Source organism: Vibrio sp. 10N.261.54.E10 (genome assembly GCF_002877735.2).
Classification (GTDB): Bacteria; Pseudomonadota; Gammaproteobacteria; order Enterobacterales; family Vibrionaceae; genus Vibrio; species Vibrio crassostreae_C.
In genome coordinates this window covers 648,501-673,046 of the sequence record NZ_MCXE02000003.1, presented here as the reverse complement: position 1 = coordinate 673,046, position 24,546 = coordinate 648,501, and the positions used below count along the sequence as shown (strand labels likewise).

General features: G+C 45.5%; 19 protein-coding genes and 16 tRNA genes. 12 read left to right on the top strand and 23 right to left on the bottom strand.

Annotation, left to right across the window (positions count from 1 at the left end; translation table 11 throughout):
- Positions 1-95: 95 nt before the first annotated feature.
- Both BCU07_RS22085 and tsaE read right to left on the bottom strand, forming a co-directional pair.
- Complete coding sequence (locus BCU07_RS22085; protein ID WP_102428649.1) at positions 96-1,811, bottom strand: N-acetylmuramoyl-L-alanine amidase; 1,716 nt, start codon at positions 1,809-1,811, stop codon at positions 96-98.
- Entirely contained in the window at positions 1,805-2,269 is a 465-nt protein-coding gene (gene tsaE / locus BCU07_RS22080) for a tRNA (adenosine(37)-N6)-threonylcarbamoyltransferase complex ATPase subunit type 1 TsaE (protein ID WP_017059923.1), read from the bottom strand. The genes BCU07_RS22085 and tsaE overlap by 7 nt, the downstream gene beginning before the upstream one ends.
- 240 nt (positions 2,270-2,509) lie before the next feature.
- On the opposite strand from tsaE, the gene queG reads away from it, so the two are divergent.
- Positions 2,510-3,688, top strand: a complete 1,179-nt coding sequence (gene queG, locus BCU07_RS22075) for a tRNA epoxyqueuosine(34) reductase QueG (protein WP_102428648.1) — start codon at positions 2,510-2,512, stop codon at positions 3,686-3,688.
- Between the two features lie 613 nt (positions 3,689-4,301).
- Here the strand turns inward: queG and BCU07_RS22070 are convergent.
- The 17 genes from BCU07_RS22070 to orn form a co-directional block, all read right to left on the bottom strand.
- Positions 4,302-4,377: transfer RNA gene (locus BCU07_RS22070), tRNA-Gly, on the bottom strand.
- A gap of 33 nt (positions 4,378-4,410) precedes the next feature.
- Positions 4,411-4,487: transfer RNA gene (locus tag BCU07_RS22065), tRNA-Met, on the bottom strand.
- A 36-nt stretch (positions 4,488-4,523) separates the two neighbouring features.
- Positions 4,524-4,599 (bottom strand) — tRNA-Gly (locus tag BCU07_RS22060).
- Positions 4,600-4,632: 33 nt separating this feature from the next.
- Positions 4,633-4,709, bottom strand: a tRNA-Met gene (locus BCU07_RS22055).
- 51 nt (positions 4,710-4,760) lie between these two features.
- A tRNA-Gly gene (locus tag BCU07_RS22050) sits at positions 4,761-4,836 on the bottom strand.
- Positions 4,837-4,892: 56 nt separating this feature from the next.
- Positions 4,893-4,969: transfer RNA gene (locus BCU07_RS22045), tRNA-Met, on the bottom strand.
- A gap of 53 nt (positions 4,970-5,022) precedes the next feature.
- Positions 5,023-5,098, bottom strand: a tRNA-Gly gene (locus tag BCU07_RS22040).
- 56 nt (positions 5,099-5,154) lie between these two features.
- Positions 5,155-5,231 (bottom strand) — tRNA-Met (locus BCU07_RS22035).
- Positions 5,232-5,301: 70 nt separating this feature from the next.
- Positions 5,302-5,377 (bottom strand) — tRNA-Gly (locus BCU07_RS22030).
- A 56-nt stretch (positions 5,378-5,433) separates the two neighbouring features.
- A tRNA-Met gene (locus BCU07_RS22025) sits at positions 5,434-5,510 on the bottom strand.
- A 70-nt stretch (positions 5,511-5,580) separates the two neighbouring features.
- A tRNA-Gly gene (locus tag BCU07_RS22020) sits at positions 5,581-5,656 on the bottom strand.
- A 56-nt stretch (positions 5,657-5,712) separates the two neighbouring features.
- Positions 5,713-5,789 (bottom strand) — tRNA-Met (locus BCU07_RS22015).
- Between the two features lie 70 nt (positions 5,790-5,859).
- Positions 5,860-5,935, bottom strand: a tRNA-Gly gene (locus BCU07_RS22010).
- A gap of 56 nt (positions 5,936-5,991) precedes the next feature.
- Positions 5,992-6,068 (bottom strand) — tRNA-Met (locus BCU07_RS22005).
- 70 nt (positions 6,069-6,138) lie between these two features.
- Positions 6,139-6,214: transfer RNA gene (locus BCU07_RS22000), tRNA-Gly, on the bottom strand.
- A gap of 53 nt (positions 6,215-6,267) precedes the next feature.
- Positions 6,268-6,343: transfer RNA gene (locus BCU07_RS21995), tRNA-Gly, on the bottom strand.
- Positions 6,344-6,523: 180 nt separating this feature from the next.
- Complete coding sequence (orn, locus tag BCU07_RS21990) at positions 6,524-7,069, bottom strand: oligoribonuclease (protein WP_010434065.1); 546 nt, start codon at positions 7,067-7,069, stop codon at positions 6,524-6,526.
- A 150-nt stretch (positions 7,070-7,219) separates the two neighbouring features.
- On the opposite strand from orn, the gene rsgA reads away from it, so the two are divergent.
- The 5 genes from rsgA to BCU07_RS21965 all read left to right on the top strand — a co-directional run bounded on the left by rsgA (position 7,220) and on the right by BCU07_RS21965 (position 14,268).
- Positions 7,220-8,275 (top strand): small ribosomal subunit biogenesis GTPase RsgA, encoded by a 1,056-nt coding sequence (gene rsgA / locus BCU07_RS21985; protein ID WP_017061306.1) that lies wholly within the window; start codon positions 7,220-7,222, stop codon positions 8,273-8,275.
- A 125-nt stretch (positions 8,276-8,400) separates the two neighbouring features.
- Positions 8,401-9,321 (top strand): archaetidylserine decarboxylase, encoded by a 921-nt coding sequence (gene asd / locus BCU07_RS21980; protein WP_017063172.1) that lies wholly within the window; start codon positions 8,401-8,403, stop codon positions 9,319-9,321.
- 308 nt (positions 9,322-9,629) lie between these two features.
- Complete coding sequence (locus BCU07_RS21975; RefSeq protein ID WP_102428017.1) at positions 9,630-11,045, top strand: SLC13 family permease; 1,416 nt, start codon at positions 9,630-9,632, stop codon at positions 11,043-11,045.
- 292 nt (positions 11,046-11,337) lie between these two features.
- A complete protein-coding gene (locus BCU07_RS21970; protein WP_102428018.1) occupies positions 11,338-13,218 on the top strand; it encodes a methyl-accepting chemotaxis protein in 1,881 nt (626 codons plus the stop codon).
- A 162-nt stretch (positions 13,219-13,380) separates the two neighbouring features.
- Positions 13,381-14,268, top strand: a complete 888-nt coding sequence (locus BCU07_RS21965; protein ID WP_102428019.1) for a DMT family transporter — start codon at positions 13,381-13,383, stop codon at positions 14,266-14,268.
- Between the two features lie 58 nt (positions 14,269-14,326).
- Here the strand turns inward: BCU07_RS21965 and epmA are convergent, their stop codons facing one another.
- A complete protein-coding gene (epmA, locus tag BCU07_RS21960; RefSeq protein WP_102428020.1) occupies positions 14,327-15,298 on the bottom strand; it encodes an elongation factor P--(R)-beta-lysine ligase in 972 nt (323 codons plus the stop codon).
- Positions 15,299-15,748: 450 nt separating this feature from the next.
- On the opposite strand from epmA, the gene frdA reads away from it, so the two are divergent.
- Genes frdA through frdD form a run of 4 tightly spaced genes read left to right on the top strand, consistent with a single transcriptional unit; the run spans position 15,749 to position 19,138 of the window.
- Entirely contained in the window at positions 15,749-17,590 is a 1,842-nt protein-coding gene (frdA, locus tag BCU07_RS21955) for a fumarate reductase (quinol) flavoprotein subunit (RefSeq protein WP_102332660.1), read from the top strand.
- On the top strand, positions 17,590-18,354 hold the full coding sequence (locus BCU07_RS21950) for a succinate dehydrogenase/fumarate reductase iron-sulfur subunit (RefSeq protein ID WP_009847917.1): 765 nt from the start codon (positions 17,590-17,592) through the stop codon (positions 18,352-18,354). Before frdA ends, BCU07_RS21950 begins: the two co-directional genes overlap by 1 nt.
- Position 18,355: 1 nt before the next feature.
- Positions 18,356-18,739: a fumarate reductase subunit FrdC gene (frdC, locus tag BCU07_RS21945; RefSeq protein WP_017061300.1), complete on the top strand. Its 384-nt coding sequence runs from the start codon at positions 18,356-18,358 to the stop codon at positions 18,737-18,739.
- A 12-nt stretch (positions 18,740-18,751) separates the two neighbouring features.
- Entirely contained in the window at positions 18,752-19,138 is a 387-nt protein-coding gene (gene frdD, locus BCU07_RS21940) for a fumarate reductase subunit FrdD (protein ID WP_017063167.1), read from the top strand.
- 344 nt (positions 19,139-19,482) lie between these two features.
- On the opposite strand, the gene efp is transcribed toward frdD, so the two are convergent.
- Positions 19,483-20,049 carry an elongation factor P gene (gene efp / locus BCU07_RS21935; protein ID WP_009847919.1) on the bottom strand — a complete coding sequence of 189 codons (567 nt, stop codon included), beginning with the start codon at positions 20,047-20,049 and terminating at the stop codon, positions 19,483-19,485.
- 33 nt (positions 20,050-20,082) lie between these two features.
- Between efp and epmB the strand changes: the two genes are divergently transcribed.
- Together epmB and BCU07_RS21925 are read left to right on the top strand one after the other, a co-directional pair.
- Positions 20,083-21,105 carry an EF-P beta-lysylation protein EpmB gene (gene epmB / locus BCU07_RS21930; RefSeq protein ID WP_102428021.1) on the top strand — a complete coding sequence of 341 codons (1,023 nt, stop codon included), beginning with the start codon at positions 20,083-20,085 and terminating at the stop codon, positions 21,103-21,105.
- 203 nt (positions 21,106-21,308) lie between these two features.
- The gene (locus BCU07_RS21925) at positions 21,309-21,797 is read left to right on the top strand and encodes an MgtC/SapB family protein (protein WP_004733333.1); all 489 of its coding nucleotides are present in this window, start codon (positions 21,309-21,311) and stop codon (positions 21,795-21,797) included.
- 86 nt (positions 21,798-21,883) lie between these two features.
- Here BCU07_RS21925 and BCU07_RS21920 read toward each other — a convergent pair whose 3' ends face one another.
- Positions 21,884-23,362, bottom strand: a complete 1,479-nt coding sequence (locus BCU07_RS21920; protein WP_102428022.1) for a sensor domain-containing diguanylate cyclase — start codon at positions 23,360-23,362, stop codon at positions 21,884-21,886.
- Positions 23,363-23,617: 255 nt separating this feature from the next.
- Positions 23,618-24,175, bottom strand: coding sequence for a VC2662 family protein (locus tag BCU07_RS21915; protein WP_017061293.1), 558 nt, complete (start codon positions 24,173-24,175; stop codon positions 23,618-23,620).
- Between the last annotated feature and the right edge of the window lie 371 nt (positions 24,176-24,546).

Below are 24,546 nucleotides of genomic sequence, written 5' to 3'. Positions count from 1 at the left end.
GCTACCTTACTGCCATTGATGGAAACGCTGCTACGTTTGCACTAGTTCTTATTTTTTATCATTGATATACCTGAAGCTGTTTAGCATTCCCAAGACTACTTGTGAGGAATAATCAACACTTGGCCGATAGCTAGACTGTCAGATCTTAGCTTATTCGCTTGGCGAATGCTGTTGACGCTCACGCCGTATTTCGAAGCTATCTTGCCAAGGTAATCACCTCTTGCAACTTTGTGTTTGCGCAGAGGAACATCTTTAACTTCAACCGTAATACGTAATTTTTGGCCTACTCTCACCGTCTCTGATTTCAAACGGTTCTCACGTTTAATATCAGCCACCGACACTTTATAGCGGCTGGCGATCTTACCTAGGTACTCTCCAGACTTAACCGTGTGAGTGATGGTCTTAGTTTGAACCGCACTGCTTGATGATGAAGTTGAAGCACTGCCTGGAATCTTAAGTACTTGACCAATTGCTAGGCTGCTCGATTTCAGATTGTTGAACTTCATCAACGTCTGTGTCGACGTACCATACTTGCTCGCAATCACAGACAAAGACTCACCACGAGAGACTTTATGTTGGCTCACGCTGCCCGTTGATGACGTTGCGTTAGACAAGATAATCCCTTCAGGCGGGTTAGCCTTCAAATACTTAACCACCGCTTTAGTCACTGCTCGTGCCAATTTATCTTGGTGCGAACGTTGGAAAAGAAGCTTCTCTTCCGTCGGATTCGAAATAAAACCTGTCTCTACCAGTACTGATGGGATCTGTGGTGAACGTAATACGGCTAAGCTGGTGTTAATCGGCTTGCTATTGTGCAGTTTCGCAACCTTACCCATTTCAGACAGAATTGCCGTTGCCAGTTTGTAGCCCTCTTTTTGAGAGTGGCTAAACTGCAAATCAAGCAGGGTTTGGTTTACGTTCTTATCATCAATATTGCTTGTGAACGCTGCACCGCTACCACCAAGCAATTCAGACTGTTTCTCTTTATTCTCAATCCAACGAGAGATCTCTGTATTTGCGCGTCGAGTGTTCAATACAAACACTGAACCACCTCTTGGTTGAGGCGTCGTAAAGGCGTCGGCGTGAATAGAGATCAACAGGTGAGCTTCATTCTCTCGAGCAATCGCAACACGTCGATTCAGGTTCACAAAGTAATCAGCATTACGAGTCATACGAGTTTTGATCCCCGGGACCGCATTCAGTTGAGCTGCTAACTTCTTAGAAATACTCAGAGTCGCGTCTTTTTCGTATTTACGCGTAGGACCAATCGAACCTGGGTCTTCACCACCGTGGCCAGGATCAATCACAATTAGAATATCTTTCTGGCGCTTAACCTGATTAATGTTCTTACTTACCGTTGGCTTACTCGGTGTCGATGTCGCTTTACTTGCCGCACCATGAGGTAAGTCGATCACCAAACGGTGTCCATACTGACCACCTGGGGTCGGGCTCAGTTTGAATAATTCTGCTTTAGACGACTTCTTTAACTCAAAAACCAAGCGATAGGTGTTTTTGTCTGGCGGTGAGCTCTTACGAATCTTAGATAGAACAGGGCTGTCTTTCACCTCGACCGGTAACTTAGTCGCAAGACTGGTATTTTTTAAATCAACCACTAAGCGACTCGGGCTACTCAGGGTGAAATAGCTAAAGTCCGCTTCTGATTTTAAGTCGATAACCACACGAGTTTCTTCTGGAGAAGGCCAAACCCTTAAACTTTTCAGTGAGTTTGCAGAAACAAGTGAAGAAAACAGTATAGAAAAAACAGCAGCCATCATGGCCACTGTTGAAATAAGGCGTTTAGAAATCAACATAACTCCAACTGACTAAGTAAGCGCTGTCCGTATTCACTATTAGCGGTTAAAGAAACAACACGGTGATCGTCTTGGTAACGAATATCAATATCCAAATCGGCTTCTGGTAGCATCCCATAACCTTTCTCAGGCCACTCAACCAAACAGATAGCATCCGGCGTAAAATAGTCACGAATTCCCATAAACTCGAGTTCTTCAGGATCGGCTAGGCGGTAAAGATCAAAATGATACACCTGCCAATCTGCAAGTTGATAAGGTTCAACTAGAGTATACGTTGGGCTTTTTACATTTCCTTGATGACCAAGTGCTTTTACAAAGCCGCGACTAAACGTCGTTTTACCTGCGCCAAGATCACCATGCAGATAAATCGTTGTCTGCTGTGAGCAAAGATTAGAAAGCTCCGTTCCTAGTTGAATCGTTGCTTGTTCATCTTTCAAAGTAAATTGTTTAGTGCTCATGAATACGTTCTCTAAAAATCGATCGTTGACTATATAAAAATCAAAAGAACAAGAATAGTAAACCGTGATGCTTTTGGGAGACAAGCACTCAAGTGTAAGTTCTATGAAAAATACTGATCAAAACGCGTCTGTTCTGGTCAACACCACTAAGATCCGTTAAGATCCGCCCCCATTTTTGCCGAACCTAATTTTAATTAGCCTTATCTCTAATTGTAAAACAGAGAAAATAAGAAATAAGCCATGAATCTAGACCATCTTGCTGAAAAAATTAAAATCTGGGGAAAAGAGCTGGGCTTTCAAAAAGTTGGCATCTGCGATGTTGATTTAAGTGAACACGAAGCCCCTCTTCAAGCATGGCTAGATGCAGGCAACCACGGCGAAATGGATTGGATGGCTCGACATGGGATGATGCGTGCACGTCCTGATGAACTTCACCCAGGCACAATTCGAGTGATCAGCGCTCGAATGAACTACCTACCACCAGAAGCTCAGTTCGCCTCTAACCTAAGCGATACCACTCAAGGCTACATCAGCCGCTATTCTTTAGGCCGCGACTATCACAAATTGTTCCGTAACCAGTTGAAAAAGCTAGGACAAAGAATTGAAAAAGAGGTCGAGGGTTTAGACTCACGCCCTTTCGTCGATTCAGCGCCCATTTTGGAAAGACCACTCGCTCAAAAAGCAGGGTTGGGCTGGACAGGTAAACACTCATTAATTCTTGATAAAGACGCTGGCTCTTGGTTCTTTCTAGGGGAGCTGTTGGTTAACATCCCTCTTCCCACGGATGAACCCAGTGTTGATGAGTGCGGCAAATGCACCGCATGTATCACTTCTTGCCCAACGGGTGCCATTATTGCTGATGGCGTGGTTGATGCGCGCAAATGTATTTCGTACTTAACCATTGAATATGATGGTGTGATCCCTGAAGAGTATAGAGATGCCATTGGTAACCGTATCTACGGTTGCGATGATTGTCAGTTAGTTTGCCCGTGGAATCGTCATGCCGAACTCACAGAGCAAACAGACTTTCACCGCAGAGAAGATTTCCAAGAAGCCGATCTGGTTTCACTTTCAAGTTGGGACGAAGCAACCTTCCTAAAGAAAATGGAAGGCTCAGCAATCAGACGTATCGGCCACACCCAGTGGTTACGCAATATCTTTGTTGCGATGGGCAATGCACCATTTCAACAACGCATTATTGAAACCCTGGAGTCTCATCAAGGCAAAAACGAAATGCTTGATGTGCATATTGAGTGGGCTTTGAATAAACAACTACAGCAGTTACCCAAAGCTAGCAGTGTGCAAGAAGATAGCTCTACGCAGAAAAATAGCTGTGTGCAAAAAAGTAACAGCAAAATCTCCACCAAAAAGCACAGACTGATACGTATAGTAGAGAAAGGACTACCAAGAGACGCTTAACGCTTTATATACCAATATATGGCAAGCGAGCCCCCACTAACAGTCCAACATTTAAGACAACTCGTTGCACATAATTTTAGAACAATGTTTGACCTTGTTCTCAATTCTAACAATGTGGAAAAAATTCAGAACTCTCGTAAACTTCCGACACCCGAGCAAAGTTAAACACAGTACCGATAAATGATTAAGATCAAAAAACAACAAGTTAACGATCTTTTATTAAATCCAAGATAGGCATCCAACTTGATAAAAAACAACAAGTTACGAACGCTGCAATTCATCTAATATATTGAAAACAAGAAAGATCTTTTAGGGATAGGTAAAGAATTAAGCCTGAAACAACTTTATCAACCAAGTTATCCACACCTAACATTTTGTGGATAAGTCTGTTTATAGATGTGAAAAACCTCAAGTGTCTGCTTCAGAGACCTGATATTTACTAGCATTCCAGTTGCTAAGAAAAATTTAAGACAAAAAAATATCCACCATGATGGAGGATTATTTGCTTTTTTGGGGGGATTATGCTTCGCAGCATTAAAGAAAGAGCGTGACCTTTGTGGTCGCCTTTAAACACAGAGGTTTAAAGTATTTATTAGCTTTTTTAGAAGAAAGCTGGAGCGATACATCGGGTTCGAACCGATGACCTCAACCTTGGCAAGGTTGCGCTCTACCAACTGAGCTAGTATCGCATAAGTTAACCGCTATCGCGTTTAACTGTAATGTGGTTGCGGGAGCCGGATTTGAACCGACGACCTTCGGGTTATGAGCCCGACGAGCTACCAAACTGCTCCATCCCGCGTCCGGATGCATCAATTAAGTTGATGATTCTTTAAATTGGAGCGATACATCGGGTTCGAACCGATGACCTCAACCTTGGCAAGGTTGCGCTCTACCAACTGAGCTAGTATCGCATAAGTTAACCGCTATCGCGTTTAACTGTAATGTGGTTGCGGGAGCCGGATTTGAACCGACGACCTTCGGGTTATGAGCCCGACGAGCTACCAAACTGCTCCATCCCGCGTCCGAATGCATTATTTAAGTTAATGACTCTGTTCTCTAAAAAGAGAGAATTTGGAGCGATACATCGGGTTCGAACCGATGACCTCAACCTTGGCAAGGTTGCGCTCTACCAACTGAGCTAGTATCGCATTAGTTAGTCGCTGCTCTTACTGCCTTGGGCAACAGATAGCGCTTAACTGTAATGTGGTTGCGGGAGCCGGATTTGAACCGACGACCTTCGGGTTATGAGCCCGACGAGCTACCAAACTGCTCCATCCCGCGTCCGGACGCATCAATTAAGTTGATGATTCTTCCCTCTCTCTTCGAAAAGAAAGTGGAGCGATACATCGGGTTCGAACCGATGACCTCAACCTTGGCAAGGTTGCGCTCTACCAACTGAGCTAGTATCGCATTAGTTAATCGCTGCTCTTACTGCCTTGGACAACAGATAGCGCTTAACTGTAATGTGGTTGCGGGAGCCGGATTTGAACCGACGACCTTCGGGTTATGAGCCCGACGAGCTACCAAACTGCTCCATCCCGCGTCCGAATGCATTGTTTAAGACAATGAGACTAAACCATTTTCATTCTGAGCAAAGCTCTAAGAATAGAATTTGGAGCGATACATCGGGTTCGAACCGATGACCTCAACCTTGGCAAGGTTGCGCTCTACCAACTGAGCTAGTATCGCATTAGTTATTCGCTGCTCTTACTGCCTTGGGCAACAGATAGCGCTTAACTGTAATGTGGTTGCGGGAGCCGGATTTGAACCGACGACCTTCGGGTTATGAGCCCGACGAGCTACCAAACTGCTCCATCCCGCGTCCGAATGCATTGTTTAAGACAATGAGACTAAACCATTTTCATTCTGAGCAAAGCTCTAAGAATAGAATTTGGAGCGATACATCGGGTTCGAACCGATGACCTCAACCTTGGCAAGGTTGCGCTCTACCAACTGAGCTAGTATCGCATTAGTTATTCGCTGCTCTTACTGCCTTGGGCAACAGATAGCGCTTAACTGTAATGTGGTTGCGGGAGCCGGATTTGAACCGACGACCTTCGGGTTATGAGCCCGACGAGCTACCAAACTGCTCCATCCCGCGTCCGGATGCATTGTTTAAGACAATGAGACTAAACCATTTTCATCTTCAGCATAAAGCGTGAGAGAGAATTTGGAGCGATACATCGGGTTCGAACCGATGACCTCAACCTTGGCAAGGTTGCGCTCTACCAACTGAGCTAGTATCGCATTAGTTAGTCGCTGCTCATACTGCCTTGGGCAACAGATAGCGCCTAACTGTAATGTGGTTGCGGGAGCCGGATTTGAACCGACGACCTTCGGGTTATGAGCCCGACGAGCTACCAAACTGCTCCATCCCGCGTCCGGATGCATTGTTTAAGACAATGAGACTAAACCATTTTCATCTTCAGCATAAAGCGTGAGAGAGAATTTGGAGCGATACATCGGGTTCGAACCGATGACCTCAACCTTGGCAAGGTTGCGCTCTACCAACTGAGCTAGTATCGCATTATAAAAGGTCTTTCACCTTTCGATTACCGCTTTCGCCGTAACCTACAAATTGGAGCGATACATCGGGTTCGAACCGATGACCTCAACCTTGGCAAGGTTGCGCTCTACCAACTGAGCTAGTATCGCAATCTGAAAACGTCTTTCTCCGTTCAGGGCTGCGAATTATAAGAGCATTTTTTTGTGATGCAAGTCCTTAATGCAAAATTACGAAACTTTTTACTCAACTGCTGTAAAAGCACACAGATTTGCAAAAAAAACGGCTCTTATGTCCCTGAAAAGTTAGATAAACGTGATCATTTTATTCGACTAGATGTTAATAATCGTTTTTCGGTAGTACTGCAGCTCGGCGATCGACTCTCGAATATCGTCTAACGCAAGGTGACTTCCCGACTTAGAAAAACCATCTAACACTTCAGGTTTCCAACGACGAGTCAGCTCTTTCAGAGTGCTTACGTCAACATAGCGGTAGTGGAAGTACTCTTCTAACTCTGGCATGTGCTTGTATAGGAAACGACGGTCTTGACCAATGCTGTTGCCACAAATTGGTGACTTACCTTTTGGTACCCATTTTTCAAGAAACTCAATGGTTTGTTGGATGGCATCTTGCTCTGAAACCGTGCTTTCTTGAATTCGCTTCACGAGGCCGCTGCCAGTGTGAGTCGTTGTACACCACTCGTCCATCTTGTCCAATTCACTCTGAGGTTGGTGAATAGCCAAAACAGGTCCTTCAGCCAGGATGTTAAGCTCACTATCAGTAACGATAGTAGCAATTTCAATGATTTTATGAGTTTCAGGATCAAGTCCTGTCATCTCTAGATCAACCCAAATAAGGTTCTGATCGCTAAAGGACATAAGGCGTCGCCTATTTGTTTATGTGTAAAAGAGGTACTATACCCAAATAACTATACTCAAACTAGCTTTAGGACCATCGAAATCACGTGGTACCAGCAACATCCTGTTTGAGTCCCCAATCATCAAGTTAGATGTGTTAAGTGAAAAATTGTGGCTAAAAAAAAGAAGTTAACCAAAGGTCAAGTACGTCGTGTACGTAGCAACCAGAACAAGCGACTCAAGAAAGAAGATTCTATCCAATGGGATGAGAACATGCTTGGCGGAACCAAAAGCGGACTCGTGATTACGCGCTTTGGCCAACATGCTGATATCGAAGATCTTGAAACTAACGAAGTTCATCGTTGTAACTTACGCCGTAGTATCGAGACTTTAGTTTCTGGTGACCGAGTGACTTGGCGCGCAGGCTTAGAATCAATGGCCGGTATTTCTGGCGTTGTGGAAGCGGTTGAGCCGAGAACTTCAATGCTGACTCGCCCTGATTACTACGATGGCCTAAAGCCAGTAGCTGCGAACGTCGACCAAATGGTTATCGTATCGGCTGTGCTACCAGAGCTATCACTTAATATTATCGACCGTTACCTAATTGCTTCAGAAACGGTAAACATCGCGCCGCTTGTTGTACTGAACAAGGTCGATCTACTGACTGATGAGCAGATTGCTGAATACCGTGAAACACTTAAAGAGTACGAGAAGATCGGCTATAAAGTGATGTTCGTGAGTAAAGAGTCTGGCTACGGCATCAAAGAGCTGGAAGCTGAACTCAAAGACCGTATCAACATCTTTGTTGGTCAATCGGGTGTGGGTAAATCAAGCCTAGTGAATGCATTAATGCCTACGCTAGACATTGAAGAAGGCGAAGTCTCTGAGAACTCAGGTCTTGGTCAGCACACAACCACGGCAGCTCGTTTATACCACTTCCCTTCTGGTGGTGATCTGATTGATTCACCAGGAGTGCGTGAATTCGGCCTATGGCACCTAGAGGCCGACGAAATCACTGAAGCCTTTATCGAGTTCAAGCCTTACCTTGGCGGTTGTAAGTTCCGTGACTGTAAACACATTGATGACCCAGGCTGCATCCTGCGCGAAGCGGTAGAAAACGGAAAGATCAGTCGATTACGTTTCGACAACTACCACCGCATCATTGAAAGCATGGCGAGTAACAAAGATAACCGTCAGTATTCACGCAACAAAAAAGCCGATCTCTAATCGCGTTTTTGTGAACAAATGTGTGCATTTACTGACAATTGGCGCGAATTTAAGTAACATCTCGCGCCCTAAACCGTCATCGACAGATTTAATTGAAAAACAATTAGCATTGGAAAATTAATACAATGGATAAGATTAAAGTTGGATTGCAGTACTGGATTCCACAACATGGATTAACTCGCCTAGTCGGCAAACTTGCGTCTGCTAAAGCGGGCGGCTTAACGACAGCGATCATCAACTGGTTCATCAAGCAATACAAAGTGAACATGGATGAAGCTCTGCATAGCGATCCAAAACACTTTAAAACATTCAATGAATTCTTCGTGCGTGAATTGAAAGAAGGCATGCGTCCTATCGCTGAAGGTGAGTCTGTTATTGTTCACCCTGCAGATGCACGTGTGAGCCAATTTGGCCCAATTACTGACGGTCAACTGATTCAAGCGAAAGGCCATAACTACTCAGCTCGCGAGCTATTGGGTGGTGATGCTGCGCTAGCGGATGAATTTAAAGACGGTGAATTCGCAACGCTTTACCTGTCTCCAAGTGATTACCACCGCGTGCACATGCCATGCGACGGCACACTGCGCCAGATGATCTACGTTCCAGGTGACCTTTTCTCAGTTAACCCGTTAACGGCAGAAAACGTTCCAAACCTATTCGCACGTAATGAGCGTGTCGTTTGTATCTTCGATACGGAATTTGGCCCAATGGCACAAGTGCTGGTTGGCGCAACGATCGTAGGTAGCATCGAGCAAGTATGGGCAGGTACCATCACCCCACCTCGTGGTAACTCGGTTTACAAATGGGATTACCCTGCACAAGGTGACAAAGCAATCATCTTGAAGAAAGGCGAAGAGATGGGCCGCTTTAAGCTTGGTTCAACCGTTATCAACCTGTTCGCTAAAGATGCGATCAAGTTTGACGACACTATGCAAAATGGCGAGAAAACGGTTCTTGGTACACCTTTCGCGCACATTGCTGGCAAAGAAGCGCAAGCAAATGACGATGTTGTTACCGATTCTGCTGAGAACACTGACCAAGCTTAACAATTTGAGTTAACTCATTTAAGCTTTCAAGGCGCGTTACTTTTTCTATTTCAGAGAAGAAACCGCCTTTTTCTTAACTCTACCGATTCATTTGCTACTCAAGCTCTAACAACTCAATCTTTCAAACCCTGCCCAGCCACCTGCTGCTTCTCACTCTTGTCTCTAATTGCCCAGATAAAAGATTGACCAAAAACAAAACAACTGTCGAAACCTTAAACAACTTTTTGATTTTCCAACCCGTCTCCAAGTACCAGAAATCCAGATAACTTACTCTATTTGAAGATATTTTATTTATAGGGTCTTTGTACATGCCTAAACTCAATGTTGGCGTTCTGGTCAAGCTGTTGATTTGTTTTGCGATTCCCTTAGGCGTGTTATTCATGCCGATAGATTCAATACCAATCGATGATCTCACGCTGATTCAACACCGCCTGTTGGCGATATTCTTATTAGCAGCCCTGCTGTGGGTGCTTGAACCTGTTCCGGTATTCGCCACTTCCATTTTGATCATTGCGCTTGAACTAGTGATGATATCTGACAAAGGTTTACACCTATTTAGAAATCCACCAGCGGGGCACGATCTCGGTGAGTTAATCAAATATACCGACATCTTCGGTGCATTTTCGTCACCAATCATCATCCTTTTCATGGGTGGTTTTGCTCTTGCGATATCCGCATCCAAGTATGAACTCGATAACAACCTAGCTCGAGTGCTACTTAAACCATTTGGTACAGAACCGCGCTTCATTATGCTCGGCTTAATGCTGATCACCGCCGTGTTCTCAATGTTCATGTCAAATACCGCAACGACGGTAATGATGCTTGCGCTGCTCGGCCCTATCGTGGCATCTGCACCAAAAGGCGATATGGGTATCAAAGCGCTCGTGTTGTGTATTCCAATTGCTGCCAATACTGGCGGTATCGCAACCCCAATCGGTACACCGCCCAATGCCATCGCGCTGCAATACCTAACGGGTGAAAATACCATCGACTTCCTCAGCTGGATGATGATGGGCTTACCCTTTGTGATCATCCAACTCACCATCGCTTGGTTTCTTCTACAAAAACTCTTCCCTTCTAAAGAAAGAAACATGGTGCTCAAGCTTGATGGACAATTTAGAAAGAGCTGGCGAGCGATTGTGGTTTACATCACCTTCGCTGCGACAATCTTATTGTGGATGACCACCAAACTGCACGGCATGAACACCTATGTCGTGTCTATCATTCCACTGGCTGTGTTTACGCTCACTGGCATCATGGGCAAAGAAGAGCTCAAGCTGATTAACTGGGATGTGTTGTGGCTGGTCGCAGGTGGTATTGCGATTGGTATTGGCTTAGATAAAACAGGCTTAGCCGCTGCACTCGCACACGCAATTGACTATGAATCGCTCTCACCTGCAGCTGTGGTACTGACATTGTCTATCGTGTGTTGGTTAATGGCGAACTTCATGTCAAACACTGCGACGGCCAACTTGCTGATGCCGATAGCCGCTGCAATTGGTGCTTCCATGGAAAGCCTAGTTGCGATTGGTGGTCTGCAAGGCTTGCTGGTTGTGGTCGCCTTCTCTGCGTCACTTGGCATGATTCTGCCCGTATCGACACCACCAAACTCACTGGCCTACTCGACCGGGCTTATCGAAAGCAAAGACATGGCGAAGATGGGCATCATCTTAGGTATTTTGGGCTTGCTGATGGTTTACCTCGCCCTGTTTATCATCACCTAGTAAGCGTTAACGCTCCCCTTTAATCCTAACTAAAGCGCTGAATGTAAATTTGGCGCTTTTTTCGATCTATACCACTCCACCTCAAGCAATTAAATGACATTTCAATCAATAGGTAACTGTGATATTACTTCACTGTTTTACAAAAAGCAGAGTAAATATATTTAGAATTTATGATTTTAAACACAGTCATTCAACTTAAGACAGCGGCACTATACGCCAATCAAAGACACATCAATTCATTATTAAGTACGTCAACGTAGTTAGGTTTTGTCTAATCAGAGAGGAATGGACCTTGAGACATACGATTAAATTTAAAATTCAGATCGCAATTGCGGTCATTATTGCCGTCGTGAGTGGCGCTCAAGCCTGGATATCGGTTAATCAACTGACTCAAGAAACTGAAGTCGCGATCAACCAAGAAATGAGAAATGTCAGTGCTGGCACGACGAATTATATTGCCGATTGGCTCTCGACTCGCAGCGATATGATGCTTGCTAATGAACCGACCATTTCAAGCAACAGTAACTCTGACCGCGAGTTGCTAATCACCAAACAAGCTGGACAATTCTTGTCTGTTTATGCCGGATTCAGCGACGGCACTATCGCGTATGGCGACAAAGGTGAAGATTGGCCAGCAGGCTACGACCCACGCACCCGCCCTTGGTATAAAGATGCCAACGCAACATCAGACCTCGTCATTACTGAACCTTATCAAGACTTTGACGGCAGCATTGTCATCAGCTTTGCAAAAGCATTCAATAGCGATAGACAAGGTGTCCTCGCGGCAGATTTAACTGTGACCAGCATTATCGACACCGTGCTGAACGTGAAACTCGATAACGATGGCTTTGCGTTTTTAATCGATGGTAACAACAACATCGTTGCCTACAGTGATGAAGAGCTAAGTCAGAAACCACTAACCAGTTTGAACCCAGAACTAACGGCCAATAAGGTGTCGCAACTGATCCAAGGCCAAATGATCACCACGCTAACTTGGCCTGGCCAAGGGGATAAAATGGTCTATATTGCCAATGTCCCGAATACCGATTGGTCACTGGGTATTGTTATCGATAAGGAAATGGCATTTTCTGCGGTCTCTGACGCGATTCAATTTATCTCCCTGACTTCTTTGATTTTGTACATCGTGATTTCGATTGCGAGCACAATGGTGATCAACCGCCTACTTTCCCCACTACAAACCTTATCAGAAGCACTGACTCAGCTGGCTCAAGGCAGAGGCGACCTCACTCAGCGTATTGATATCACGCGTATGGATGAGATTGGCAAACTTGCCGAGCTTGTAAACCAGTTCTTAAGCCAGATGCAAAGCATGTTGAAGGGCGTGATAGAGCACAGCCACGATCTCAACAATCATGCAGAAAAAGCCAATCAACTGGCTACCCAATCATCCATTCGAGTTGAGAATCAGCAAAACGATATCAATCAAATAGCGACCGCGATTCATGAGATGTCAGCCACGGCAGCTGAAGTGGCTAGCCATGCCGAACTCACAGCCTCCGCCTCTCAAGCGTCAGCCACCGCTTGTAACGAAGGCCAAGAGGTCATCCAACAAAACCGCGATGCGATTACTGGTCTTGCAACTCAAGTTGAAGACGCTGCCAATGTTATTCGAGAACTGGAAAACAACGCGCAAAGCATCAACCAGATCCTGTCCACCATTCAAGGCATTGCCGAACAAACCAATCTATTGGCATTAAATGCTGCAATTGAAGCGGCTCGTGCAGGTGAACAAGGTCGTGGGTTTGCGGTTGTCGCCGATGAAGTGCGAGTGCTTAGCCAAAGAACGCATGGCTCGACCGAAGAAATCCGCGTGATGATTGATACGTTACAGAAGAATACCGAACATGCCGTTGAAAGCATGACCACCAGCACCCAACTGGCAGAGAACAGCGTTGGCTTCGCAGAGCAAGCTCATGGCAGCCTCTCTAAAATCACCCAAGCGATCACTGAAATCAACGATATGGCGCTGCAAATAGCGAGTGCTGCCGAAGAGCAACGCGCAGTAAGCGAAGACATCAGTCGTAATACGCAAGGAATCAAGGATGCCTCCGACGATCTTGCACAACAAGCTGAAAGCAGCCGCAATAGCTCAAATGAAATGAGTAACGCTGCCGAGTCGATGCGCCGAGATGTGGAGCGCTTTAAGGTATAACTCATCTCAAGCAACATAAGTTAAACCTCACCACCGAGCGGCAGGTGACGTAAACCGATAACTGAAACAAAGTGACTCTTTTCACAAGAATCACTTTGTTCTCAGTCCGGTTTAATGCATATTGATGAGCTAATTTATCCCAGACACAAGGATGTTATTCAGATGGGATTCGAATGGCTGGCTCTTGCTGCCGCTTTTCTTTGGGCTATCGCGAGCCTGATGTCAGTAAAGCCTGCTCAACACTTAGGTTCTTTCGCCTATAGCCGTTGGCGCATGGGTTGCACTGCTATCATCTTATCGAGCATGGCTTGGTTTACTGGTGGCTGGTCAACGGTCGAAGCAGACCTAGTCACGCCGATGATGCTGTCTGGGCTAATTGGCATCTTCATTGGTGATACCGCCCTATTTGCTTGTTTGAACAGAATGGGACCGCGCCAAGCAGGTTTGCTGTTCTCTTGTCACGCCGTGTTCTCGACAATTCTTGGTTACTTCCTATTTAGCGAAAGCATGACTTCGGTGGAGCTGATTGGCTCGGCTTTGGTGTTCAGTGGTGTATTAACCGCGATATTCTTTGGTCGTCGAGGACAAGCCAACAACCAACTCGAAACCATCAAGGGCACCGTGTGGATTGGTGTAGCTCTCGGAATCACAGCGGCTATCTGCCAAGCCTTGGGCGGTATTATTGCAAAACCCGTGATGCAAACCAGCATAGACCCTGTTGCCGCTTCAGCGATTCGTATGATCACCGCTTTTGTTGCTCACTCCGCATTTCGTCTAACTGGCGCTAAGCTCTCACGCGCAATTAACCCGATGAATGGTCAAATATTCGCGATTACCGCAGTGAACGGCTTTCTTGCTATGGCGGTGGGAATGACGCTGATCTTGTATGCACTGCAAGAAGGAAATGTCGGCATGGTTGCTCTGTTGTCTTCAACCACACCTATCATGTTGTTACCAATACTTTGGCTGTACACCAAACAGAGACCAAATGCCTACGCTTGGATCGGTGCCATTGTTGCCGTAGTGGGTACTGGTATTCTAGTAAGATAGTGGTACTGGGATTCAAGTCAGTTAGTCAAACAGTAAGTAAGACTAACTGAACAGAGAGCTAAGAACGTGGGAAAGGAAAAGCCGTCACGTCATCGATGTGGTCATAACCTAACGCCAGCATGATCAGACGATCAATACCTAAAGCAACACCCGCACAGTCTGGTAAGCCCGCTTTTAATGCCTCAATCAAGTGATGGTCAATCGGTTGAGGCGATAAGCCCATCTCAATACGTTTGGCATTGTCATCTTCAAAGCGCTTGAGCTGCTCTTGTGGTTTATCTAGCTCATGGAAGCCGTTTGCTAACTCGATGCCTTTGAAATACACCTCAAAGCGATCCGCCACTCGCGAATCCTCAGGATTAATCTTAGCCAATGCCGCTTGTGAAGCCGGAAAGTCATAAACAAACGCAGGGACTTGTTGCCCTATTTTGGCTTCAACCCCAATACTAAACAGCAACTGCAGCAAGGTATCACGATCTTCTTCAGGGTCAGCTATATCGCTGAGCCCAAGTTTTGCTGCGGCTTGCTTTAGCGTAGCCATCGAATCTTCCAGGGGACACACACCTAACACGTCAATAAAGGCTTGTTGGTAAGTCATTCGCTCTGCTGAGCCCGATTTAAGTACCTGCTGTAACAGCAAATCCATTTCATCCATCAGGTCATGGTGATCAAAGCCAACGCGATACCACTCCAACATGGTGAACTCAGGGTTGTGGTAACGGCCATTTTCTTCGTTACGGAAAGACTTACAAATTTGGTAAATACAGCCACTGCCCGCCGCTAATAGACGTTTCATATGAAACTCAGGGCTAGTCATAAAGAACAGAGGCTGACCGTGCGCATAACCCGGCCCTACGAATTCAGTTTTGAAAGTATGCAAATGCACGTCCGTCACCGTGGCGTGGCTCATCGCAGGCGTATCCACTTCCATCACGTTTCGCTCAACAAAGAACTGACGAATTTGATTAAGGATATCAGCACGTTGCTTTAACTGTTTAATGGTTGCGGCCGGTTGCCATGTAGAGTGCATTATTGAGTTCCATATTACTGAATTCTAGGCGACGAAAATTACCACCTTTCATCGCTTTTGTAAGCTTCTATCTTTCTATTCGTGAAAGCAAAATGTTGTTTTAATGAAGCCAGAAAATTACGTTCTACAATACAATTATCAATACAGATTTCACATCAACATTGATAACAAAAATCATACTCAACAAGCCGTTAACACCCACCCTGTGGGTTAAACGTTATCAACAATTCATTGCCGTGATTGCAGTCACATAACCTATAATTTCTATGCCTCCATATGCATTACCGACCTAAAAACCCAAATGCATCAACTTTTCGAATACCTTCCTCTCTTACACTGAACCTACCACTTAAGGCTTAGGGGTGATAAACGGTTGATGCCGTTTAAGTACTCTCTAAATGCTTTTTATAATAACAAGCGGAATACTCCGCATCACACTGGAGAATAACTGTGAAGACAATTACCACAGATATCGCAGTCATCGGCGCAGGCGGCGCTGGTCTTCGTACAGCAATTGCAGCAGCTGAAGCTAATCCTGAATTGGAAGTAGCACTGATTTCTAAAGTTTACCCAATGCGTTCGCACACGGTGGCAGCAGAAGGCGGTTCAGCAGCGGTAATTAAAGACGAAGATAGCCTAGATAACCACTTCAACGATACTGTTGGCGGTGGCGACTGGCTATGTGAACAGGATGTTGTTGAATACTTTGTTGAAAACTCGACTCGCGAAATGATCCAAATGGAACAATGGGGCTGCCCATGGAGTCGTAAAGAAAACGGTGAAGTAAACGTACGCCGATTCGGCGGTATGAAGGTAGAGAGAACGTGGTTCGCAGCGGATAAAACCGGCTTCCACATGCTTCATACTCTGTTCCAGACTTCGATGAAGTACGACACAATCAAACGATTTGATGAGTACTTTGTGGTGGACCTTCTCGTAGAAAACCAGAGCGGCGTTGAAGATGGCGAAGTACAAGGCCTAATCGCGATTCACATGTCTGAAGGTGAACTTGTTACGATCAAAGCGAAATCTGTTGTGTTAGCAACGGGTGGCGCAGGTCGTGTTTACCACTGCAATACCAACGGCGGCATCGTAACGGGCGACGGTATGGCAATGGCTTATCGCCACGGTGTGCCACTGCGTGATATGGAGTTCGTTCAATACCACCCAACAGGCCTACCGGGCACTGGCATCTTGATGACCGAAGGTTGTCGTGGTGAAGGCGGTATCATCGTCAACAAGAACGGCTACCGTTACCTACAAGATTACGGCATGGGCCCTGAAACTCCAGTGGGCGAGCCGAAGAACAAATACATGGAACTGGGTCCTCGTGACAAAGTTTCTCAAGCATTCTGGCACGAGCAGCAGAAAGGCAACACCATCAAGCACCCACTTGGTGATGTCGTACACCTTGACCTTCGCCACCTTGGTGAAGAGTACCTGCAAGAGCGTCTTCCGTTCATCTGTGAGCTTGCAAAAGCGTACGTAAACGTCGACCCAGCAAAAGAGCCAATCCCGATTCGCCCGACCGTTCACTACACCATGGGTGGTATTGAAACTAACGGTACCTGTGAAACTCGCATTAAAGGCCTATTCGCTGTTGGTGAATGTGCTTCAGTTGGTCTGCACGGTGCAAACCGCCTAGGTTCTAACTCTCTGGCTGAGTTCGTGGTATTTGGCCGCGTTGCTGGTGAAGAAGCGGTGAAACGCGCTGCTGAATTCAAAGGCTGGAACGAAGAGTCTATCGCTAAGCAAGTGAAAGCGGTTGAAGATCGCATCGCAGGCATCTTGGCTCAAGAAGGCGACGAGAACTGGGCTGATATCCGTACTGAAATGGGTCACACCATGGAAGCGGGTTGTGGTATCTACCGTCAAGAAGACTTGATGCAAAAGACCATCGACAAACTCACTGAACTGAAAGCTCGCTACAAGAAGATCAGCATTAAAGACAAAGGCAAAGTATTCAACACTGACCTACTTTACGCTATCGAAGTGGGTTACGGCCTTGAAGTTGCAGAAGCGATGGTTCACTCAGCGATCCTTCGTAAAGAGTCTCGCGGTGCACACCAACGTCTAGACGACAACTGCACAGAACGTGATGACGTGAACTTCCTGAAACACTCTCTATCGTTCTACAACGAAGATGCAGCACCAACCATCGACTACAGTGGCGTTAAGATCACCAAATCTCAACCTAAAGCTCGTCTGTACGGTGAAGCTGCAGAGAAAGCCGCTGCCGCTGAAAAAGCAGCAGAAGAGAATGCTAAGAAGAGCGAAGAGGAGCAAGCATAATGTCAGCGAATCGAATCCAAAAAATTGAAATCCTGCGTTATGATCCTGAGCACGACGCAGAACCTCACTTTCAAACCTTTGAAGTTCCGTTTGATGAAACCATGTCAGTACTTGATGCGATCGGTTACATCAAAGACAACCTAGATAAAGACCTGTCTTACCGTTGGTCTTGTCGTATGGCGATTTGTGGTTCTTGCGGCATCATGGTTGATGGCGTGCCAAAACTGGCGTGTAAGAGCTTCTTACGTGATTATCCAAACGGCTTCAAAATTGAGCCTTTGGCTAACTTCCCAATCGAAAAAGATTTGATTGTCGACATGACGCCGTTCATCGAGCGCCTTGAAGCGATCAAGCCTTACATCATCGGTAACGACCGTAAGCCAGAAGACGGCACAAACATCCAAACTCCAGAGCAAATGGCGAAATACAAACAGTTCGCTGGCTGCATCAACTGTGGTTTGTGTTACGCAGCATGTCCTCAGTTTGGTCTAAACCCTGAGTTCATCGGCCCTGCGGCACTTGCTCTTGCTCACCGCTACAACCTAGATAGCCGTGACAATGGTAAAGCCGAACGTATGAAGCTTATCAATGGCGACAATGGCGCTTGGGGCTGTACGTTTGTAGGTTACTGTTCTGACGTATGTCCGAAGAAAGTAGACCCAGCGGCTGCAGTAAACCAAGGTAAAGTTGAGTCTTCAATGGACTTCGTTATCTCGATGTTCAAGCCAGACGGATCGCAAGTAAAAACAGCAGAGGAGGCATAATATGAGCAATCGTAAGCCTTATGTTCGTGAGATGAAGAGAACGTGGTGGAGCAACCATCCGTTCTACCGCTTCTACATGCTACGTGAAGCGACTGTACTGCCTTTGATTTTATTCACTCTGTTCCTAACCTTCGGTTTGGGTGCACTAGTGAAAGGTCCTGAAGCTTGGGCTGGTTGGTTGAGCTTTATGGCTAACCCTATCGTCGTTGGTATCAACATCGTGGCACTGCTAGGCAGCTTGCTGCACGCTCAAACCTTCTTCAGCATGATGCCTCAAGTAATGCCAATCCGTCTTAAAGGCAAATTGGTTGATAAAAAAATCATCGTACTGACCCAGTGGGCAGCGGTGGCTTTTATTTCTTTAATCGTTCTTGTTGTGGTGTAAGGAGCTTTCGTTATGAACACAAATTACAAAGTAAAACCTGTTAACCACAACCCACAACGCTCTGATGAGCCAATCTGGTGGGGCCTATTTGGCGCTGGCGGTACTTGGTTTGCGATGATCACACCAATCACGGTTCTAGTGTTAGGTATCTTAGTGCCAATGGGCATCATCGATGCGGACGCAATGAGCTACGAGCGCGTCTCTGAGTTTGCCACCAGCATTATCGGTGCGCTATTCATCATCGGTACGCTAGCACTGCCAATGTGGCACGCAATGCACCGTCTTCACCACGGCATGCACGACCTTAAGTTCCACGTCGGCGTTGCAGGTAAAGTGGGCTGCTACTTCGTTGCAGGCCTAATCAGCGCACTGTCTGTTATCTTCATCTTTATGATCTAAAAGCAGATACGGGATTCGAGTAATCGAGTAATCGAGTAATCGAGTAATCGAGTAATCGAGTAATCGAGTAATCGAGTAATCGAGTATCGAAGAGCTTAAGAGCAGAAAAACGAAAGCAGAGCTAGGTTATCCAGCTCTGCTTTTTTGTTATTTGTTGAATATCTTATCTCTCTGACTCGGCTCTGATCTTCCTGCTTTTCGTATCTCGCATCTCGTTCACACATATCTGCTCTTCCAGCTCTTCGTATCTCGCATCCCGCATCCCGCATCTCGTTTACGCGAATCTGATCTTGGGATACAAAAAAAGGCCGCCTAAGCGACCTTTTTCAGATACTTGAAGTCAATTACTTCACACGACCAACGTATTCGCCAGTACGAGTATCAACTTTAACAACTTCACCGATTGCGATGAATAGAGGTACGCGAACTACCGCGCCAGTTGCTAGAGTTGCAGGCTTACCGCCAGTACCTTGTGTGTCGCCTTTCAGGCCAGGATCGGTTTCAGTTACTTCGATCTCAACAAAGTTTGGCGGAGTAACAGTGATAGGGTTATCATTCCACAACGTTAGAGTACAAACGTCATTTTCAACTAACCATTTTGCTGAGTCAGCGACTGCTTTTACGTCTGCTGCAATTTGCTCAAATGTTTCGTTGTTCATGAAGTGGTAGAATTCGCCATCGTTGTATAGGTAACCTAGTTCAACGTCAACAACATCTGCAAGCTCGAAGCTTTCGCCTGATTTGAATGTTTTCTCTAACACTTTGCCTGACAGCAGTTTACGAAGTTTTACACGGTTAAACGCTTGGCCTTTACCTGGCTTAACGTATTCATTGTCGATAATTGCGCAAGGCTCATTATCTAACATGAATTTTAAACCGCCTTTGAATTCATTGGTGCTTACTGACGCCATGATTTTCTCTTCCACATCTTTGAGTTAATTTCAATGCCGCATATCATAACCCGAAAAGTCGAATCTGTTGAGCAAAACTGGCTCAAACAACTATCGAATGCGATCTCTGACCCGACAAAACTGCTTGAGGCATTGGAAATAGACCCAACACCATGGCAAGCAGGCTTCGCTGCTCGTGAGTTATTTGCACTTCGGGTACCTCTTAGCTTTGTCGAACGAATGGAAAAAGGCAACCCACACGATCCATTGCTACGACAAATTTTACCGCTAAGCGAAGAGTTTGAGGTACACCAAGGCTATTCCGCTGATCCACTGGAAGAGCAAGACAACGCCATTCCTGGGCTACTGCACAAATACAAGAACCGTGCACTGATGATTGTGAAAGGCGGTTGTGCGATTAACTGCCGCTACTGCTTCCGTCGTCACTTCCCTTACCAAGATAACAAGGGCTCGAAGTCTGTTTGGCAAACCAGCCTCGACTATGTGGCTGCTCACCCAGAGATCAACGAAGTTATCTTGTCGGGTGGCGATCCACTGATGGCAAAAGACAGCGAACTAGAGTGGCTAATTCATGCTATCGCACAAATTCCACATGTGAAAACAGTTCGAATTCATAGCCGATTACCGGTTGTGATTCCCGCTCGAGTAACGGATGAACTATGCCAATTGTTAGCTCAAACTCGCCTTAATGTGGTGATGGTGAGCCATATTAACCATGCCAACGAAATTAACTTAGAGCTCAAACAAGCTTTCCACAAGCTTAAGTTAAGTGGTGCGACTCTGCTCAACCAAGGCGTGATGCTTAAAGGCGTAAATAACAGCGCTAACTCATTGAAAGAATTAAGCGAAAAGCTATTCGACGTCGGTGTTTTACCTTACTATATGCATGTACTTGATAAGGTTCAGGGCGCCGCTCATTTCTATATTTCAGATGAAGAAGCCAAGCGTCACTTTAAGGGATTAATCTCTGAGGTTTCTGGCTACCTCGTACCTAAGTTAACTCGTGAAATTGGCGGCCGCACTAGTAAGACACCACTCGACCTACATATTGAATAACTCTATCTAGAGCAATGGTCGCTTCTTATCGTATTGAGTACCAAGAAGCGACAGAGACCACGACACCAGCCTTCACCTTAACAACAAGCGGCTGCTAGGTTTTAAGTAATCTTTATCAATCGTTAAGACAAAAAGTTTTTGTTCGATCGTCCGGTCTATTATTAGCATACTCGGCTCTATTCTAAATTTTTAGGAGGGGTGATATGTCACAATTTATAGAACAAACTCTCAACCTTGCCCCCTTTAGCTGGGCAGGCCTCGCTGCATGCATGCTGTGTGGTTCTTTAATCGGAATCGAAAGGCAAACACGCGGTAAACCCGTCGGAATCCGAACGTCGATTCTGATCATCAGTGGTACCTATTTCTTCCTCACCATGGCGATCAGCCTATCCCCCAACACACTCGATCAAGCTCGTGTGCTTGGTCAGATAATTACGGGTGTTGGATTTCTTGGGGCTGGTGTAATGATGACACTGGATGGCAAGATTCATGGCGTGACTTCAGCCGCAATTATCTGGGTACTCGCAGCATTAGGTATGATGATCGCACTAGGGCATCTTTCCCAATCGGTCATTATCACGCTAATGGCGCTAGTGATTCTGCTTGGTGTCGATAAAGTGGAAAACAGCTTCCAGAGCCTGCGTCGTGGTGTGCACCAAAAGTGGATGCGAAAAGGTCGCGTGAAGAAATAGCGCAGCACTTGATAGCCTTAGTGGTAATGCCAATGATACAAAGAAGCCTAGTCAAACGACTAGGCTTCGCATTATTTTGGGAGAACTTAATACACCTGAATACACACCTGATTCTTACCCGCAGCCTTTGCCTTATAGAGCTGCTCATCAGACGAACGAATACTCTGGTTTTCCCACAAGTGCCCTACGCTGTCGAACTTATACAAAGAGTAAAGCGTCGCGCCACCAGACACTGAGATATTCACCTTGTCACCTGTTGGGCATCGATAACTTTGCAGGCTAATATCATTTTGAATTCGCTCAAAGATCGATGAAAGCAACTCCGAAGACTCACCCGTGATCGCGACAACAAACTCTTCACCGCCAAACCGTGCCACGATGTCTTGCTGCCTAACGCTGTTCAGCATCAACTGAGCAACATGGCAAATCACCTCGTCCCCCGTTTTGTGGCCATACTGATCATTAACCACTTTAAAATCATCGATATCAAACACACCAACACCAATAATCGGCTGCTCATCCTGAGCCAATAATCGAGCTTCAAAGCCGCGTCGATTCATTAGCCCCGTCATAGGGTCAAGCATCGCTAAATCATTCAACCGCTTGTGCTCTTGTTTGATATATACACGCCACAGCCATAAAGACAAGATGAAATACAACGCTAATAATATGACAAACTGGACTCTTTCCATCTCCAATACATGCAGAAAGTGCTCGTTCTTATCTTCTTCAATACTCAGATATAGCTGGGTGTTAATGTCATCAACATACAGAGGCTTGGAATACGTAAAATCCATAAACCCGTATTTGTTTGCGCCTCGAGTACTGGTGACTTTATAGCCATGGGTAGGGTTCGATACTAGGTTCGAGACATAACCATCGACACCCAACACCCCTTTAAACTCACCATTAACGTAGATTCCTTTGGTTAAGGTCACCACTTTCTGACCTGTCAGGTAGTCATCATATTGGCCGGTATACACCACTTGGTCTTGCCCTTGAGCTAAGCCAAAGCGAATCGTGTTCACCCAATAAGGCCTGCTATTCACAACCGAATCAAAGGTGTCGCCCTTAATGTAACTGGCAAAATCAGAAGGCGAAGAGATAATGAATTTCTCTTTTGAAATGAAATAAATCGCAGAGATGGTATCAATGGTATTGGCAAAATAAGCCATGGTCGGCGCGATGAACAGGCGCTTACCCGCTTCGGTATAAAGGTCCGATTCCGGGTTGCACATCTCGCGAGGGCCAGAGAACATAAAATCAAAACGAGGGGCATGTTGCTCCTCACTGGTGAAGTAACACGTCTCACCCTCGATCTTTTTGTCATGCGAGAATACGTAGGTATCCCCATGCAGTGGATAAAGCGCAGTGATGTTGTACTCAAGCGCATTTATGATCTGTGTGAGCTCCGCTAAAGAGCGTGTTACGCCTTGGTTTTCCATTCCATACTGTTTATCTGATTCTTCCGCTGAATCAACGAGCAACAAGCTCAAAACTACTAAAAAACTGGCGGTCAGGCCTAAGAAAGCCTTTTTAAAATCGACGGTATGGTGGTTAATCAAAGCATATAAATCATCATTGGGAATTTATCGCACATTGTACCTATAAATTCAAACATCGCAACAACAAATATAAAACAACATGCTTATTGGGTAATTTGAGAAGTTTATCGTGGAAGTAGAATTGAATGTAATAACGCCCAAACAAGGGTTTAGGCGTTGATAGGCTTAGTCTTTAATCGCGTATGCGTAACTAAAAGCTAATGCACTAACTGAACGTTGCTCGCCAATGGGAGAACCAAAGGCTAAACGACAGCGTTATTTAGCAAAGTTTACAATCGGGAAGCACGGGAAGAAACCGTTGTCAGCACAGTTGATCAGACCAACTTGTACGCCTTCGATTTTGTTGGTTTTGTTGAAGATACCAACCTGAACCGTAGACACTTCTGAAAGGTTCGCAGCGCCAACATCAACCATAGTGTTACCTTCTGAGTAGTTGACGAAACTCACGTTCGCGCCTTTCACATCATTAGTAATGTTCACAGCACCAAGGTTAACACCCGTTGTTTTACCCGTGTTCCAGTTGAAGAAACCTAGAGATGCACCGGTCATTTCTTGGTTCACTTTTGATGCACCCAAAATACCCAGGTTCACACCTGTGGTCGTTTGCGTCTCAGACATACCAACAACAGCAAGATCAAGACCTTTAAGGTCGTTCACTTGTCCGTGAAGTAAAGCCAAGCGCACACCGCCAACAGCGTCTGAGTCAGGTGCGTTGAAGCCATTGATCGTTGAAAACATAACAGGCGAAGAAGCAAATGCCGCCGGTGCCATTACTGCTGCAGACACAGCAAGTACTGAAAGTAGTTTTTTCATTGGGGAGTCTCCACTGACTTATTGTCACTTGATTAATCCATTTTTAATCAAGCATTTATTGTCCTTTATTCAACAGCTACCCATGTTAAATCAATGTAATAACTGTACTGTTGAATATAAGCCGCTAAATCATAAAGAGCAATGGTTAAGAGCAGATGCGGGATTCGAGTGAACGAGATGCGAAAAGCAAAAAAAACAGAGACCGAAACCTCCGCTCTAACGCTTATTATTCCAAACAAAAATCTAGGCGAGAAAATCAACATGTTTCACAAGCTTATAGCCCACACACTTATTGCCGCATCTAAAGCGATGTCATCCTAAAAAATTTATTGATAAAAGCTCAACAGACCTCAGGTATTCAAAAACTAATG

Excerpts from the sequence above, each read along its gene's own strand:
- BCU07_RS21950 (WP_009847917.1), top strand. The coding sequence starts at position 17,590 with ATGTCAGCGAATCGAATCCAAAAAATTGAAATCCTGCGTTATGATCCT.
- efp (WP_009847919.1), bottom strand. The coding sequence starts at position 20,049 with ATGGCGTCAGTAAGCACCAATGAATTCAAAGGCGGTTTAAAATTCATG.
- asd (WP_017063172.1), top strand. The coding sequence starts at position 8,401 with ATGGATAAGATTAAAGTTGGATTGCAGTACTGGATTCCACAACATGGA.
- orn (WP_010434065.1), bottom strand. The coding sequence starts at position 7,069 with ATGTCCTTTAGCGATCAGAACCTTATTTGGGTTGATCTAGAGATGACA.
- BCU07_RS22085 (WP_102428649.1), bottom strand. The coding sequence starts at position 1,811 with ATGTTGATTTCTAAACGCCTTATTTCAACAGTGGCCATGATGGCTGCT.
- BCU07_RS21975 (WP_102428017.1), top strand. The coding sequence starts at position 9,630 with ATGCCTAAACTCAATGTTGGCGTTCTGGTCAAGCTGTTGATTTGTTTT.
- BCU07_RS21965 (WP_102428019.1), top strand. The coding sequence starts at position 13,381 with ATGGGATTCGAATGGCTGGCTCTTGCTGCCGCTTTTCTTTGGGCTATC.
- epmA (WP_102428020.1), bottom strand. The coding sequence starts at position 15,298 with ATGCACTCTACATGGCAACCGGCCGCAACCATTAAACAGTTAAAGCAA.
- queG (WP_102428648.1), top strand. The coding sequence starts at position 2,510 with ATGAATCTAGACCATCTTGCTGAAAAAATTAAAATCTGGGGAAAAGAG.
- epmB (WP_102428021.1), top strand. The coding sequence starts at position 20,083 with ATGCCGCATATCATAACCCGAAAAGTCGAATCTGTTGAGCAAAACTGG.
- BCU07_RS21925 (WP_004733333.1), top strand. The coding sequence starts at position 21,309 with ATGTCACAATTTATAGAACAAACTCTCAACCTTGCCCCCTTTAGCTGG.
- frdC (WP_017061300.1), top strand. The coding sequence starts at position 18,356 with ATGAGCAATCGTAAGCCTTATGTTCGTGAGATGAAGAGAACGTGGTGG.
- BCU07_RS21915 (WP_017061293.1), bottom strand. The coding sequence starts at position 24,175 with ATGAAAAAACTACTTTCAGTACTTGCTGTGTCTGCAGCAGTAATGGCA.
- frdD (WP_017063167.1), top strand. The coding sequence starts at position 18,752 with ATGAACACAAATTACAAAGTAAAACCTGTTAACCACAACCCACAACGC.
- tsaE (WP_017059923.1), bottom strand. The coding sequence starts at position 2,269 with ATGAGCACTAAACAATTTACTTTGAAAGATGAACAAGCAACGATTCAA.